Origin of the sequence: Paraburkholderia sp. NPDC080076 (genome assembly GCF_050281145.1) — a bacterium.
Taxonomy (GTDB): domain Bacteria; phylum Pseudomonadota; class Gammaproteobacteria; order Burkholderiales; family Burkholderiaceae; genus Paraburkholderia.
The window spans coordinates 271,392-286,325 of sequence record NZ_JBNNWQ010000009.1 but is presented as its reverse complement, the minus strand read 5'-3'; the positions used below and the strand labels follow the sequence as shown (position 1 = coordinate 286,325).

Sequence of the window (14,934 nt, the reverse complement as noted above, 5' to 3'; positions counted from 1 at the left end):
ACGCAAAAAAGCCGCGCCTGAATCAGGCGCGGCTTTCTGAATGACAACCAACCCGCAGCTAACTTACTTCGCCACCGGCATCGTGAATTCAGCCCCCTTGCCGATGCTGTCCGGCCAGCGCTGCATGATGCTCTTGTAGCGCGTGTAGAAGCGCACACCCTCTTCGCCGTAAGCGTGATGGTCGCCGAACAGCGAGCGCTTCCAGCCGCCGAACGAATGCCATGCCATCGGCACCGGAATCGGCACGTTGATGCCAACCATGCCCACCTGAATCTGCCGGCCGAACGCGCGCGCCACACCGCCGTCCGACGTGAAGAGCGACACGCCGTTACCGAACTCGTGCGCGTTGATCAGCGCCACGGCGCTCGCGAAATCGGGCACCCGCACCACCGCCAGCACCGGGCCGAAGATCTCTTCCTTGTAGATCTTCATGTCCGTGCCGACATTGTCGAATAGCGTGCCGCCGATAAAGAAGCCGTCTTCGCTCGCCACCGGATGCGCGCGGCCGTCGACGATCAGCTTCGCGCCCTCGGCCTCGCCCGACGCGATATAACCGGCCACCTTGGCCTTATGTTCGGCGGTAACCAACGGGCCCATTTCCGCGTCGAGATGTTCACCGTTCTTGATCACGAGCGATTTGACGCGCGGCACCAGCTTCTCGATCAGCTTGTCGGCCACGTTGCCGACCGCCACCGCGACCGAGATCGCCATGCAGCGCTCGCCCGCCGAACCGTAGGCCGCGCCGATCAGTGCGTCGACCGACTGATCCAGATCGGCGTCCGGCATCACCACCAGATGATTCTTCGCGCCGCCGAGCGCCTGCACGCGCTTGCCGCGCTTCGACGCTTCCGTATGAATGTATTCGGCGATCGGCGTCGAGCCCACGAACGACAGCGCCGCGACATCCGCGTGATCGATCAGCGCATCCACGGCCACCTTGTCGCCGTTGACGACGTTGAACACGCCGTCCGGCAGTCCGGCTTCCTTCAGCAATTCGGCAATCCGCAGCGACGCCGACGGGTCACGCTCCGACGGCTTCAGCACGAACGTGTTGCCGCAGGCGAGCGCGACCGGGAACATCCACATCGGCACCATGACCGGGAAGTTGAACGGCGTGATGCCCGCAACCACGCCCAGCGCCTGCCGCAGATTCCAGTTGTCGATGCCGCCGCCGATCTGGTCGGTGAAATCGGTCTTCAGCAGGTTCGGAATGCCGCACGCGAACTCAACCACTTCGATGCCGCGCACCACTTCGCCTTGCGCGTCCGTGAACACCTTGCCGTGTTCGCGCGTGATCAGCATCGCCAGTTCGTCGTGATGCTTGTTCAGCAGCTCCTTGAACTTGAACAGAATGCGCGCGCGCTTGATCGGCGCGGTTTCGCTCCAGGCGGGAAAGGCGGCCTTGGCGGCCTGCACCGCCGCGTCCACTTCCTCGACCGACGCCAGCGCCACCGAGCCGGTCACCTTGCCGGTGGCGGGATTGAACACGTCCTTGAAGCGGCCGCTGGTCGGCGCGGCCGGCGCGCCGCCAATGTAGTGGCCCAACTGCTGCACCGACAGCTTCGCTTGTTCGTTCACTGCATTCATGTCCTTACCTCGTGTTCGGGATAAACCGCGGCGCGTCACCACCGGGCCATAGGCAAAAAATCGGGCTACGTCGCACAGCGCCAGAGCGGCGATCCGCTCGTCGGCAGGCTCCATCGAGACTTGCCAACTGTATCGACGGCGCCGGCCATATTCCCGATACAGCGAAATAAAACCGCGCCTCACTGTATTGTTTTTTGCGTGGCAACTGTATTGGACCGCGAACCCCGCTCAGGCGTCGGCGCGCATCGCGGCGTGGCTCGGTCAAAACCCGCCCACGCCGCGTGTCACGAGCGCGTACGGCCCGCTCGTCAACTGTTCCCGGAGAAATTCGATGCACACCTGGATCTTCGCCGACGACGACAAACGCTCCGCCGTCACGGCCCACACGTCGGCGGACTGCATGTAGTCAGGCAGCACGCGCACCAGTTCGCCGGCGCGCAGGCTCTCGGCCACGTCCCAGATCGACACCATCACCACGCCGTAGCCGTCCTTGGCCCACTGCACGACGATATCGCTGAGATTGGACGCAACGGTGCCCGTCACCTTCACGCTCTTTTCGCCGTTCGGACCGCTCAGGCGCCAGACGCCGAAGCGGTCGTCGCGTCCGCGAAAGAGCAGGCAGTCGTGCTGGGTCAGTTCGGCCAGTTCGAGCGGCGTGCCACGCCGTTCCAGATAGTCCGGCGACGCGCAGAGTATTCGCGTGCTCTCCACTATCTTGTGCGCGATCAGGTGCGGCTCATGCACTTCGCCCACGCGAATGTCGATATCGAAGTTCTCGCCGACGAGATCGGCACGCCGGTCCAGCAATTCCAGCCAGATCTCGAGATTCGGATGACGCTGGCGCAGCAAGGCCAGAATCGGCGATACATGCTTGCGGCCGAGCCGTAGGCTCGTGCTGATGCGCAGCAAGCCGCGCAACTCGGTGCGGCGATCGGCGAACGCATCGGCCATGCCCTGCACGTCGTCGAGTATTTTCTGCGCCCACTGCAAAGCGGCTTCGCCGTCGCTCGTCACACTGACCCGGCGCGTGGTGCGCTGAAAGAGCTTCACGCCGAGACTGGCTTCCAGCATGGCAACGCGCTTGCTGACATGCGAGGGCGACAAGCCCATTTCCGTCGATGCCGCCACGAAGCTACCCCGGCGCGCGATGTTGCAGAACAGCTGCAGATCGCGCAGGAAAGACTCATTGCTGGCTGTGAGCGCATTCTGATTTTCCATTTGGCCGCATTGTGTCCGTGCAGAACCACATTACCCTAGCCTTAACGAGCCGATCGGGCAAGCCATGCCGGTCGGATGAAATACTCGGGACACCCAGGCACTGGTTAACCCTGTACCGCCGTTCGATTGGTGCGCTGCACAGCAGCGATCGAGCATCCCGAAACAGGCCGCGTCCCGGTAAGTCCTGGCTTGCATAGTTTTGCTTTCAGGACGCCAATGAATCAGCCGTAGAAGCTGATCCAAACATTTCTGTTCAGGAGACAACATGGAAACGAATACATCGGCAGGCGGCCACGAACGCCGCTCGCAGGCTCGCAAGGCAACCGCCAGCGGCTGGATCGGCTCGGCACTCGAGTACTACGACTTCTTTATCTACGCTCAGGCAGCGGCCCTTATCTTTCCACAGTTGTTCTTTCCCTCGGGCAATCCGAAGATCGCCATCGTGGCTTCGCTCGCCACCTACGGCGTGGGTTACGTCGCGCGGCCTATCGGCGCGGTGGTGCTCGGGCATTGGGGCGACACGCACGGCCGCAAGAACGTTCTACTCGTCTGCATGTTCCTGATGGGCTTCTCGACGATGGCAGTCGCCTTTCTGCCTACCTATCACAGCGCCGGGCTGCTCGCGCCCGCCCTGCTGGTGGTGCTGCGCCTGATTCAGGGTTTCGCCGTGGCCGGTGAAATCTCGGGCGCGAGTTCGATGATTCTCGAACACGCGCCATTCGGGCGGCGCGGCTATTACGCCAGTTTCACGCTGCAAGGCGTGCAGGCGGGCCAGATTCTCGCCGCCGCCGTGTTCCTGCCACTCGCCTACTTCATGGAAGAGAGCTCATTCAATTCGTGGGGCTGGCGCATCCCGTTCCTGCTGAGTGCCGTGGTGCTGATCGCCGGCTACTACATTCGCCGCGAAGTCCACGAAACACCGGCGTTCGCCAAGGAAGACGCGAGCGGCAACGTGCCCAAGTCGCCGATTGTCGAAGCCTTCCGCTACAACTGGCCCGATATGGTGCGCGTGATTCTCTGCTCGTTGATGAACGTGATCCCGGTCGTCGCCACCATCTTCGGCGCGGCCTATGCGGTGCAGGCGTCATACGGCATCGGCTTTTCCAAGAGCGTCTATCTGTGGATTCCGGTGATCGGCAATATCGTCGCCGTGCTGGTGATTCCCTATGTGGGCAATCTTTCCGACCGGATCGGCCGGCGCCTGCCCATCGTCGTCGGCGCGCTTGGCGCGGGTCTGCTTTCGTTCGGCTACCTGTACGCGATCAGCATCCGCAACGTCCCGCTCGCCATGGTGATGTCGATCCTCATGTGGGGCGTCGTCTACCAAGGGTATAACGCGATTTTCCCGAGCTTCTATCCGGAACTGTTCCCGACCCGTTCACGGGTCTCCGCGATGGCCATCGGCCAGAACATCGGCACGACGATCACCGCTTTGCTGCCTGCGCTGTTCGCCTATGTCGCGCCGCCCGGATCGACCAATGTGCCACTCATCATCGGCACGATCACGTTCGCCATCACCATCGTTGCCGCGGTGACCGCATGGAGCGCACGCGAGAACTACCGCATCAGGCTGAGCGATCTGGGTGAACCCAATGCCGTGCCGATTGACAAGGCCAGCTACGAGCGCATGCGGGCCGAGACCATGGCTGAAACGAAGAAAGCTCTCGCGTAATCCATTTCGCTCGAACTTCGAAGGAATCGATCCATGAACAGGACCCGGATCGCCGTGGCCGGCGCGGGCTACATCGGCCGCGCTCACATGGCTGTCGCGCAGCAGAGCGGCACGTGCTCGTTGTCGGCGATCGTCGACCCGTCGCCGGCGGCACAGGCGATCGCTACCCAGACCAGCGTGCCGCTTTACCGGACGCTCGACGAACTGCTCGAACGGGACCGCCCGGACGGTGTGATTCTGGCCACGCCGAACCAGTTGCATGTGGAGCACGCGCTGACCTGTCTCGCGGCCGGCGTGCCGACGCTGCTCGAAAAGCCGATCGCATCCACGGTCGATGAAGCGGAATCACTGGTCGCCGAAGCCGAGCGCTGCGGCGTGCCGTTGCTGATCGGGCATCACCGCGCGCACAGTCCGATCATGGCCCGCGCGAAGCAACTGATCGACGAAGGCCGGCTCGGCAAACTGGTCGCGGTGATGGGCAGCGCGGTCTTTTTCAAACCGGATGAGTACTACGCCGACGCCCCCTGGCGGCGCGAGCCGGGCGGCGGGCCGATCCTGCTGAACATGATCCACGAGGTGCACAACCTGCGCATGCTGTGCGGCGATATCGTGGCCGTGCAGGCGTTTTCGTCGCACGCCACACGCGGTTTTCCGGTCGAAGACACGGTGGCGATCAACCTGCGCTTCGCGAGCGGTGCGCTCGGCAGCTTCATGCTGTCGGACACGGCCGCGAGTGCTCGTAGCTGGGAGCAGACGTCGCAGGAAAACAAGGCTTATCCGTCGTATCCGGACGAAGACTGCTATGTCATCGCGGGCACCTTCGGTTCGCTCGCCGTGCCCACCATGCGCCTGAAAACCTATGGCAAGGCCGAGGACCGTTCGTGGTGGAAGCCGTTCGCGGTCGGCGTTGCCGAGATGACTCGCGACGATCCGCTCAAGCTTCAGCTCGAACATTTCGTGCGCGTCATTCGACAAGAAGTGAAACCGCTCGTGAGCGCCCGCGACGGCCTGCAGAATCTGCGCATCACCGAGGCGATCGTCGAAGCGGCCAATGCCGGTTCCGTGGTCAGCACGACGCCCGCGGTCGCAGCAGCGCATTGATATCGCATCGCCTTTACTGAATCCATTACTCCAGGAACGCCCCATGAAAACGTTCGTGATGCTTCACGGCATCAACCACAATATGTTCGGCAAGCGCGACCCCGCGCAATACGGCACCGTGACGCTCGCCGAAATCGACAGCAGCCTGCAGGCATTGGGCAAGGAACTGGGCGTGCAGGTCGAGAGCTTTCAGACCAACAGCGAAGCCGCCATGTGCGAACGCATCCACCAGGCTTTCACGGACAATGCCGACGGCGTCATGATCAACGCCGGAGCATGGACGCATTACAGCTACGGCATTCGCGACGCGCTGGCGATCTTGACGGTGCCGGTGGTGGAAATTCACATGTCGAACATCCACGCGCGCGAAGCGTTCCGGCATGTTTCCGTGTTTGCCGAAGTCGTCAAAGGGCAGATTTGCGGCTTTGGCGCCGAGAGTTATCTGCTGGGGCTGCGAGCGGCTGTATCGGCGACGGCCGCTTAAATAACGGTGATCTTGCGTCGCCGCGCCCGGAGTCGTTCACCGTGCGCAGCGAATGCTCCATCAGCGCCATGCATCAGTCAGCTCGTTGGCCAGCACCATCTTCTTGCGGATCACTTCGACAAAGGCGGCGTCGGCGGCGCCCTGCGCCTTGAGGAATTTGAGCGCGGCGGAATGCACGGTGCGCATCGCCCGTCCGTCGATTCCGCTCATGCGCGCCGCGCCGCGCCGCGTCTCCTCCACCAGATCGCGCGCGCTGCTGAAATCGGGCGACAAGCCGCTCTGCGTTTCGAACCCCGCGCGCAGATCCGCCGCGTAGTCGCGAGAGGTTCCAAGCCGGTCCATATCGATCAGCAGATCGACACCGTCCGCCATGCGCAACGCGCACAGAATCCACAGCGCGACGAATGCCCGATACGCGTTATTGCCTTCCGCGGTGCGCGCATAGTGCTCGCACGCCATTGCATAGGTGTCGTCCGAAGTGGGCGCCGCGGGCGGCAAGCTCACGCCGCAGATCTCGATGGCCTGCCTGACTAGCGGGTCCGATTGATTCAGCCCGAGCACGCGAAACGGCGCGGCCACGAAAAACGGATTGCTCCATTGTTGACTGAGCAGCCACCCCGATGCGAACTGCGAGGCCGGATTTCGCAACACGCCCACATGCATGGCCTGCGGAAAAGCCTGCTTCAGCCACGGCAGCCGGCCGGACGAGCGGCAAAACTTGAAGACCGGCACGCTGCCCTGTTCGGCGGTGCGCTCGCACAGGTTGCGTAGATAGGCCTGCAATGCCGGAAATTCCGCATCAGGCACGCTGGCGAAACGATCGAGACTGAAACCCCTGCGATATCCGTCCACACCGCGAACGCCTTCGCGCAGAAACGGGCGATATTCGTGGAAATACGGCGCGTCAAGCGGCGGATGGCCCGATGTCAGCGTGGGACGCGACGCCGACACATCGGCCAGGCTCAGGTCCGCGAGCACGTTGCTGAGCGGCTCATAAAAGCCGGTCACGCTGTCAAGTTCGCGCAGACGCGACCAGACCCACGTTCCCGCGCTACGCCAGCCCGTGTGCAGAAACACCGCCTGTTTCAAGGCGTTGTTCCGCACGGCATCGGTTGACGAGCCATTCGACGGCTCATTGGACAACGGCATGTGGACTTCTCTTCAAATGAAAGCAACAGGTAAGCGGCGCAAACGCACACTTTAGCGGCTCACGCCGCAGCGTGCATGACAGAAGCATCACTTTACCTTGCAAGCCGCACCGCATTCGTCGGCTCGCGTGCCAGACTGAACTGGAATCGCGCATCCAAACGCTTTAAGCTGCCAGACTTCCGAACTCAAACGTCGCTCACATGAACGATTCGGCCGATATCCGCTTCCTGTTGACGCTGCGCGAAAGCGGCAGCCTGATCGCCGCGGCGCGAAAACTGGGCTTGTCGCCCTCGGCGGTCACGCAGCGACTTCAGCAACTGGAAAAGAAACTGGGCGCGCAACTGGTGAACCGCACGGCGCGCCGCCTGCAATTCACGGAAGAAGGCACGCTGCTGTGCGAACGCGGCGCCGGCCTCGTCCAGCAGTTCGACGCGCTGTTCGAAGACCTGCAGATGCGTCGCGGCGGACTCGTCGGCACGCTCAAAATCAATGCGCCGCTAGGGTTCGGGCGGCGGCACCTCGCGCCCGCGATTGCCGATTTCCAGCAGCGGAATCCGGATGTCGACGTCGCGCTTACGCTCTCCGACAAGCCTCTGACCGAGACGATGGACCGCTTCGATATCGTCGTGCATATCGGCGAGTTGCCGGTGTCGAATCTGATCGGCTACACGATTGCACCGAATGCGCGTTTCGTCTGCGCGGCGCCCGCGCTGATCAAGCGAGTGGGCATGCCGGATTCTCCGGATGAATTGAGCAAGCTGCCCTGCATCGTGCTGCGCGAGAACAACGAAGATGTCTCGCTATGGCAGTTCAGCAAAGGCCGCACGCGCCGCAGCGTGCGCGTGTCTGCTCATTTGAGCTGCAACGATGGCGATGTGATCCGCCAGTGGGCATGCGAAGGGCGCGGCGTGATCCTGCGCTCCGAATGGGACGTGGCCGACGATCTCGCGAAGGGCAAGCTCGTGCGTTTGCTATCGGGATGGAAAGCGCCCGATGCCGACGTCATGGCGCTCACGCATCAACGCGCGGGCCTGCCGGCGCGCACCCGTCATTTCATGCAGTATCTGCAAAGCAGGTTCAGGCCGCAGCCGCCCTGGCGGCGATAAGTGTCGAAATCCGCTTGGAGGAAGACGTAAGCTGGATCATTCATTCTGACTGAATCTAAGAGTTAAACCATCTGAACGCCGCGCCGCTGATGAAACTTTATAATCAGCTCACCGTCCGTTGCTGGTCAAATCAATCATGACTCGTGCCTCTGTGCCTGCCGCCTATCCCAAAGCGGTCCTGTTCGACCTCCTGACCGCCCTGCTCGACTCGTGGACCTCATGGAATCGCGCGGCCGGTTCCGAACAGGCGGGCCGTGCATGGCGCGCCGCCTATCTGCGGCTGACCTACGGCTGCGGCTCATACATTGCGTATGAACAACTGGTGCGCGAAGCCGCCGCACAAGTCGGCCTGCCCGAATCCGCCGCGCTCGCGCTCGAAGCAGACTGGCTGACGCTCACGCCGTGGAGCGGCGCCGTCGACGCGTTACAAACGCTCGCGCCGCATTGCAAGCTGGCGGTCGTGACCAACTGCTCCACGAGTCTCGGCACACAGGCGGCCCAGCTCTTGCCGGTCCGCTGGGACGCGATCGTCACCGCCGAAGAAGCCGGCGTATATAAACCGGACCCGCTGCCGTACCGCCTCGCGCTCGAAAAACTCGGCGTCCGTGCCCATGAAGCCGCGTTCGTGGCAGGCTCCAGCTACGACATGTTCGGCACCGCCGCCGTCGGCTTGCGGACGTATTGGCACAACCGCGTCGACCTGCCGCTCGTAAGCGGCGCACAGCCGCCCGAGATCCAATCGCCGACGCTCGATTCGCTCGTTCCGTGGCTCGCTCGCTTCGGTACGAACCAGCATGACTCCGCATGACTCCATTTCCCGGTGAAAGCATGAAACTCGACCAGATTGAAACCCCAGCCGCGTTGATCGACATCGCACGGATGCAAAGGAACATCGCGCGAATGCAAGGGCATATGAACACGCTCGGCGTCGCGTTTCGTCCGCACGTGAAGACCACCAAGTGCATCGACGTGGTCCGCGCGCAGATCGCCGCCGGCGCGCGCGGCGTCACGGTGTCCACGTTGAAGGAAGCGGAGGCGTTCTTCGCCGCCGGTGTCGACGACATTCTTTACGCCGTCAGCATGGCCCCGTCGAAGCTGCCGAGAGCGCTCGCGCTGCGCCGCCAGGGCTGCAATCTGAAGATCGTGGTGGACAATCCGACCGCCGCCTCGGCCATCGCCGCATACGGCGATCAGCACGGCGAAACCTTCGAGGTGTGGATCGAAGTGGATACGGACGGGCACCGCTCAGGCATCACACCCGAACAGGACACGCTGCTCGAAGTGGGCCGGATTCTGCATGAAAACGGCGTCAAGGTGGGTGGCGTGATGACCCATGCCGGTTCGAGCTACGAGCTCGATACGCCGGAAGCGCTCGCCGCGCTCGCTGAGCAGGAACGCGCGGGCTGCGTGCGCGCGGCGCAGCGGTTGCGCGAAGCCGGTATTGCATGCCCGGTGGTCAGCGTCGGCTCGACGCCCACTGCCCTCGCCGCCACGCAGTTAGAGGGCGTCACGGAAGTGCGCGCCGGTGTCTACGTGCTGTTCGACCTCGTCATGCACAACATCGGCGTGTGCGCGCTCGACGACATCGCGCTCAGCGTGCTCGCCACCGTGATCGGTCATCAGGCGGACAAGGGCTGGGCGATTCTCGACGCGGGCTGGATGGCGATGAGCCGGGATCGCGGCACGTCGAAGCAGTCGCACGATTTCGGTTACGGCCAGCCGTGTTTGCTGAACGGCACGCCGCTGCCCGGGTACGTGGTCAGCGGCGCCAACCAGGAGCACGGCATTCTGTCGCCGATAGTTGAAAACGCGGACGCCGCCGACGATGTCACGCAGCGCTTCCCGATCGGCATGAAACTGCGCATTCTGCCGAATCACGCGTGCGCCACCGGCGCGCAGTTTCCCGAGTATCACGCGGTGGCGCCGGACGGCAACAGTGTGGAGTGGCGGCGCTTTCAGGGCTGGTGAAGCGAGCATCTGAACCGCTACATCACTCGTCCTCTTCCTCCAGACCCGCCAGCAGATCGTCGACCGCGCGATACACGCGCTCGACGATCTCCGGTCCCACCTTGCGCTCCAGTTCGCGGTAGTGCGCTTCGAGATCCTTCGAAATCACGCGCACCAATTCCACGCTCGTATCGGTCAGCGACACCAGCACGCGGCGCTGATCTTCGGCGAAACGCTCCTTGGTCACCAGTTCCATGCTCTCCATGCGCGCGAGCACGCCGGCCATGCTCGGGCTCGAAATCGTGCAGATATCGGAAATGTGGCGCGGCTCCATCGGACCGTGCTCGTTGAGCGCGCGAATCACGCGCCACTGCTGTTCGGTCAATCCGTGTGCGGTAATCAACGGACGAAACCGCTCCATCATTTTTTCTCTGGCGCGCAGCAACAACATCGGCAGGTTGCGGTGCAAAACTCGGGTCGAGGCGGAGGCGGACATGTTGGAAGATGATTAAAAAGCAGCCGTCGAAGCTTAAGGGAAAACCCGCGATCAGCCGACAGGCTATTGACCATGGATGATATCAAGCGCAATACTACTAACATGTTAGTGTTTTTGCCGAGAGACAGCTAATTTATGTTTGCACTAGCCGATCATCTGCTGCATCCCGAAGGCGAAGCGTTGCCACGCGACGTGGATGCGCGCACCGCGGCCGCGCTGCTCGCACGTGGCACGGCCTGCCGCGCGCCGGTTGGCGGCGCTGTCTATGGAACCTTGCTGAACGACCGCGCCGCGCTCGAAGCGCTGGGCGACGCGGTGCACGCCGCGCCATATAAAGCGCCGCCGAAAGCGCCGGTGCTCTATCTGAAGCCGCGCAATACGCTCGCCGGGCATCGCTCCCGGGTCGTCGTGCCGGACGATGCGTTGGGCGTGGAAGTCGGCGCGTCGCTCGGCATCGTGATCGGCCGCACTGCAACACGGGTTAGCGTGGCGCAGGCGTTCGACTACATCGCCGGCTATACGCTGGTCGCCGATCTCAGCGTGCCGCATGCGAGCGTGTACCGGCCATCGGTGCGGTTCCGGGCGCGCGACGGTTTCTGCGTCGTCGGACCGGCCGTGGTTGCGGCGCGTCATGTCGCGACGCCGGACAATCTGGCGATCCGGGTTCAACTCGGGTCACGGGAGGCGTTCACGGCGAGCACCGCGTCGTCGGTGCGCAACGTGGCGCAACTGCTCGCGGACGTGACCGATTTCATGACGCTTAGCGCGGGCGACGTCATCACGCTTGGCGTACCGCATGGTTCGCCTGTTGCGCATATCGGCGACACGGCCACGCTGTCGATCGGCGCGATGCCGCCGCTCACGGTGTCGTTCGTCGGTGCCGAAGAACAAGAAGGAGAACAGCCATGATGCGCGGCCGTGTTGCGTATGCCGGCGCGATTCACGAAGCGTATCCCGACGCCGATGGCGTGCGCCTCGCGGATGGCCGCGTGCGTCGCGAGGATGAAGTGGTGTGGCTCGCGCCGATCGAAGTCGGCACGATCTTCGCACTCGGCCTGAACTACGCTGAGCATGCAAAGGAATTGCAGTTCAACAAGCAGGAAGAGCCGCTCGTGTTTCTCAAGGGACCGGGCACGGTGGTCGGTCATCGCGGCGTGACGCGCCGCCCCGCCGACGTCACCTTCATGCACTACGAGTGCGAATTGGCGGTGGTGATCGGCCAAACCGCGAAAAACGTGAAGCGCGAAACCGCCATGCAATACGTGGCGGGCTACATGATCGCCAACGACTATGCGATCCGCGACTACCTCGAAAACTACTACCGTCCGAACCTGCGCGTGAAGAATCGCGATGGCGGCACGGTGCTCGGCCCCTGGTTCGTCGACGCCGCCGATATCGAAGACGTCACGCAACTCGAATTGCGCACGTTCGTGAACGGCACGCGTCAGCAACACGGCAACACGCGCGATCTCGTCACGGACATCCCGGCGCTCATTGAATACCTGAGCAGCTTCATGACGCTCGCGCCCGGCGACCTGATCCTGACCGGCACGCCGGAAGGCGTCGTCAACGTCAACGCGGGAGACGAAGTGATCTGCGAAATCGACGGCCTGGGCCGTCTCGTCAATACGATTGCATCCGACGCGGACTTCAAGCGCGCCTGATCGGGGTGCGGTGCATGGGACCGGAGTAAGTGCTGAAGCACTAACTCCGGCTCGACTGCGGTCATGGGATCGAAAAAGAGAAAGGACAAGGCAATGCGAATCGAACATCTGATCAACGGCAAGGCTGGCGCGGCGAAAGACTACTTCGAAACCGTCAATCCGGCCACCCAGGAAGTGCTAGCCGAAGTCGCGCGAGGCGGCGAGAAAGAAGTCGACGCCGCCGTGCGCGCCGCCAAAGACGCGTTTCCCGCCTGGGCCGGCAAGGCCGCCGCGGAACGCGCGAAGCTGGTGCGCAAACTCGGCGAACTGATCGCGAAGAACGTGCCGGAGATCTCGGAGACCGAAACGAAGGACACCGGCCAGACGATCTCGCAGACACGCAAGCAGCTCGTACCGCGTGCCGCCGACAACTTCAGCTATTTTGCCGAGATGTGCACGCGTGTCGACGGCCATACGTATCCCACCGATACGCATCTGAACTACACGCTGTTCCATCCGGTCGGCGTGTGCGCGCTGATCTCGCCGTGGAACGTGCCGTTCATGACGGCCACCTGGAAAGTCGCGCCCTGTCTCGCGTTCGGCAACACCGCGGTGCTGAAGATGAGCGAACTCTCGCCGCTCACGGCCGCGATGCTCGGCAACCTCGCGCTCGAAGCCGGTATTCCGGCCGGCGTGCTGAACGTGGTGCACGGCTTCGGCAAGGACACCGGTGAACCGCTGGTCGCGCATCCGGACGTGCATGCCGTGTCGTTCACCGGATCGACGGCGACCGGCAACCGCATTGTGCAAACCGCGGGACTGAAAAAGTTTTCGATGGAACTCGGCGGCAAGTCACCGTTCGTCATTTTCGACGACGCCGATTTCGAGCGCGCGCTCGACGCCGCCGTGTTCATGATCTTCTCGAACAACGGCGAACGCTGCACGGCGGGTTCGCGCATTCTCGTGCAACGCTCTATTTACGCGCGCTTTGCCGAGCGTTTCATCGAGCGTGCGAAGCGTTTGACGGTGGGCGATCCTCTGTCCGACAGCACCATTGTCGGCCCCATGATCAGTCAGGGCCATCTGGCGAAGGTGCGCAGCTACATCGAACTTGGCCCGAAAGAAGGCGCGACGCTCGCGTGCGGCGGGCTCGACATGCCGGAACTGCCCGACGCCATGCGCAAAGGCAACTTCGTGCAACCCACCGTGTTCGTCGATGTCGACAACCGCATGCGCATCGCGCAGGAAGAGATCTTCGGCCCGGTCGCCTGCCTGATTCCGTTCGACGATGAAGCCGACGCGATCAGACTCGCCAACGATATCTCCTACGGCCTGTCGAGCTACATCTGGACCGAGAGCAGCGGCCGCGCGTTGCGCGTTGCCGCTGCCGTCGAAGCCGGCATGTGTTTCGTCAACAGCCAGAACGTGCGCGATCTGCGCCAGCCGTTCGGTGGCACCAAGGCATCGGGCGTGGGCCGTGAAGGCGGCACATGGAGCTATGAAGTGTTCCTCGAACCGAAGAATGTTTGCGTGTCGCTAGGCTCACATCACATTCCGCGCTGGGGCGTTTGAACCATCGGTGCCGGCGCATGAAGCGCCGGTGCGTTTTCAGCGCGAGCGCCTCATGCGCCGCGCTGCAGCAGACTTGGAGACCGCGATGGGCAAACTCGCATTGGCAGCAAAAGTCACACACGTGCCGTCGTTATATCTTTCCGAACTCGACGGTCCGCATAAAGGCTGCCGACAACCGGCAATCGACGGCCATCATGAAATCGGCCGGCGTTGCCGCGAGCTGGGCGTCGATACGATCGTCGTGTTCGACGTGCATTGGCTCGTGAACAGCGAATACCACATCAATTGCGCGCCGAATTTCGAAGGCGTCTATACGAGCAACGAACTGCCGCATTTCATCAAGAACATGCCGTACGCGTATCCGGGCAATGTCGGCCTCGGCAACCTGATCGCGGAAGTCGCCAACGAAATGGGCGTGAAAAGCCGCGCGCACAGCGAGACCACGCTCGAACTCGAATACGGCACGCTCGTGCCGATGCGCTACATGAATGGCGATCAGCATTTCAAAACCGTCTCGGTCGCAGGCTGGTGCATGTGGCACGACCTAGACACCAGCGCGCGCTTCGGCCTCGCGGTGCGCAAGGCCGTTGAAGAGCGTTACGACGGCACCGTGGCGATTCTGGCGAGCGGGTCGCTCAGCCACCACTTCGCCAACAACGGCACGGCCGAGCAGTTCATGCACAAGGTATGGAGTCCGTTTCTCGAGCAGATGGACCGCAGGGTGGTCGAACTGTGGGAAGCCGGTGACTGGAAAACCTTCTGCGAGATGCTGCCGCTCTATAACGAAAAGTGCTGGGGCGAAGGCGGCATGCACGACACCGCGATGCTGCTCGGCGCGCTCGGCTGGGATCGTTACGACGGCAAGGTGGAAGTCGTCACGCCCTACTTCGGCAGTTCGGGCACCGGCCAGATCAACGCGATCTTCCCCGTTACGCCCCTGCCCGCCTGAGTTCCAAGGA

General features: G+C 62.8%; 14 protein-coding genes. 10 read left to right on the top strand and 4 right to left on the bottom strand.

Features of this window, described 5'->3' with window-relative positions; all coding sequences use genetic code 11:
- Window positions 1–63 precede the first annotated feature (63 nt).
- Both ACQKRQ_RS31125 and ACQKRQ_RS31120 read right to left on the bottom strand, forming a co-directional pair.
- Entirely contained in the window at window positions 64–1,587 is a 1,524-nt protein-coding gene (locus ACQKRQ_RS31125) for a CoA-acylating methylmalonate-semialdehyde dehydrogenase (RefSeq protein WP_427481336.1), read from the bottom strand.
- 261 nt (window positions 1,588–1,848) lie between these two features.
- Entirely contained in the window at window positions 1,849–2,805 is a 957-nt protein-coding gene (locus ACQKRQ_RS31120; RefSeq protein ID WP_132382535.1) for a LysR family transcriptional regulator, read from the bottom strand.
- A 265-nt stretch (window positions 2,806–3,070) separates the two neighbouring features.
- Here ACQKRQ_RS31120 and ACQKRQ_RS31115 point away from each other — a divergent pair, with 265 nt between their 5' ends.
- Genes ACQKRQ_RS31115 through aroQ form a run of 3 tightly spaced genes read left to right on the top strand, consistent with a single transcriptional unit; the run spans window position 3,071 to window position 6,062 of the window.
- Entirely contained in the window at window positions 3,071–4,477 is a 1,407-nt protein-coding gene (locus ACQKRQ_RS31115) for an MFS transporter (RefSeq protein ID WP_427481335.1), read from the top strand.
- 33 nt (window positions 4,478–4,510) lie between these two features.
- On the top strand, window positions 4,511–5,578 hold the full coding sequence (locus ACQKRQ_RS31110) for a Gfo/Idh/MocA family protein (protein ID WP_427481334.1): 1,068 nt from the start codon (window positions 4,511–4,513) through the stop codon (window positions 5,576–5,578).
- Between the two features lie 43 nt (window positions 5,579–5,621).
- The gene (gene aroQ / locus ACQKRQ_RS31105) at window positions 5,622–6,062 is read left to right on the top strand and encodes a type II 3-dehydroquinate dehydratase (protein ID WP_427481333.1); all 441 of its coding nucleotides are present in this window, start codon (window positions 5,622–5,624) and stop codon (window positions 6,060–6,062) included.
- Between the two features lie 60 nt (window positions 6,063–6,122).
- Here aroQ and ACQKRQ_RS31100 read toward each other — a convergent pair whose 3' ends face one another.
- A complete protein-coding gene (locus ACQKRQ_RS31100) occupies window positions 6,123–7,211 on the bottom strand; it encodes a hypothetical protein (protein WP_427481332.1) in 1,089 nt (362 codons plus the stop codon).
- 200 nt (window positions 7,212–7,411) lie between these two features.
- Between ACQKRQ_RS31100 and ACQKRQ_RS31095 the strand changes: the two genes are divergently transcribed.
- The 3 genes from ACQKRQ_RS31095 to ACQKRQ_RS31085 all read left to right on the top strand — a co-directional run bounded on the left by ACQKRQ_RS31095 (window position 7,412) and on the right by ACQKRQ_RS31085 (window position 10,285).
- Complete coding sequence (locus ACQKRQ_RS31095) at window positions 7,412–8,317, top strand: LysR family transcriptional regulator (protein ID WP_427481331.1); 906 nt, start codon at window positions 7,412–7,414, stop codon at window positions 8,315–8,317.
- Window positions 8,318–8,453: 136 nt separating this feature from the next.
- Window positions 8,454–9,125 carry an HAD family hydrolase gene (locus tag ACQKRQ_RS31090; RefSeq protein ID WP_427481330.1) on the top strand — a complete coding sequence of 224 codons (672 nt, stop codon included), beginning with the start codon at window positions 8,454–8,456 and terminating at the stop codon, window positions 9,123–9,125.
- A gap of 20 nt (window positions 9,126–9,145) precedes the next feature.
- Entirely contained in the window at window positions 9,146–10,285 is a 1,140-nt protein-coding gene (locus ACQKRQ_RS31085) for a DSD1 family PLP-dependent enzyme (RefSeq protein ID WP_427481329.1), read from the top strand.
- A 22-nt stretch (window positions 10,286–10,307) separates the two neighbouring features.
- Here ACQKRQ_RS31085 and hpaR read toward each other — a convergent pair whose 3' ends face one another.
- A complete protein-coding gene (gene hpaR, locus ACQKRQ_RS31080) occupies window positions 10,308–10,715 on the bottom strand; it encodes a homoprotocatechuate degradation operon regulator HpaR (RefSeq protein ID WP_042277081.1) in 408 nt (135 codons plus the stop codon).
- A 180-nt stretch (window positions 10,716–10,895) separates the two neighbouring features.
- Here hpaR and ACQKRQ_RS31075 point away from each other — a divergent pair, with 180 nt between their 5' ends.
- The 4 genes from ACQKRQ_RS31075 (at window position 10,896) to hpaD (ending at window position 14,924) form a co-directional block, all read left to right on the top strand.
- A complete protein-coding gene (locus tag ACQKRQ_RS31075) occupies window positions 10,896–11,669 on the top strand; it encodes a fumarylacetoacetate hydrolase family protein (RefSeq protein WP_427481328.1) in 774 nt (257 codons plus the stop codon).
- On the top strand, window positions 11,666–12,424 hold the full coding sequence (locus ACQKRQ_RS31070) for a fumarylacetoacetate hydrolase family protein (protein WP_427481327.1): 759 nt from the start codon (window positions 11,666–11,668) through the stop codon (window positions 12,422–12,424). The genes ACQKRQ_RS31075 and ACQKRQ_RS31070 overlap by 4 nt, the downstream gene beginning before the upstream one ends.
- A 93-nt stretch (window positions 12,425–12,517) precedes the next feature.
- On the top strand, window positions 12,518–13,975 hold the full coding sequence (hpaE, locus tag ACQKRQ_RS31065) for a 5-carboxymethyl-2-hydroxymuconate semialdehyde dehydrogenase (protein WP_427481326.1): 1,458 nt from the start codon (window positions 12,518–12,520) through the stop codon (window positions 13,973–13,975).
- An 85-nt stretch (window positions 13,976–14,060) separates the two neighbouring features.
- A complete protein-coding gene (gene hpaD, locus ACQKRQ_RS31060; RefSeq protein WP_427481325.1) occupies window positions 14,061–14,924 on the top strand; it encodes a 3,4-dihydroxyphenylacetate 2,3-dioxygenase in 864 nt (287 codons plus the stop codon).
- The last annotated feature ends 10 nt before the right edge of the window (window positions 14,925–14,934 follow it).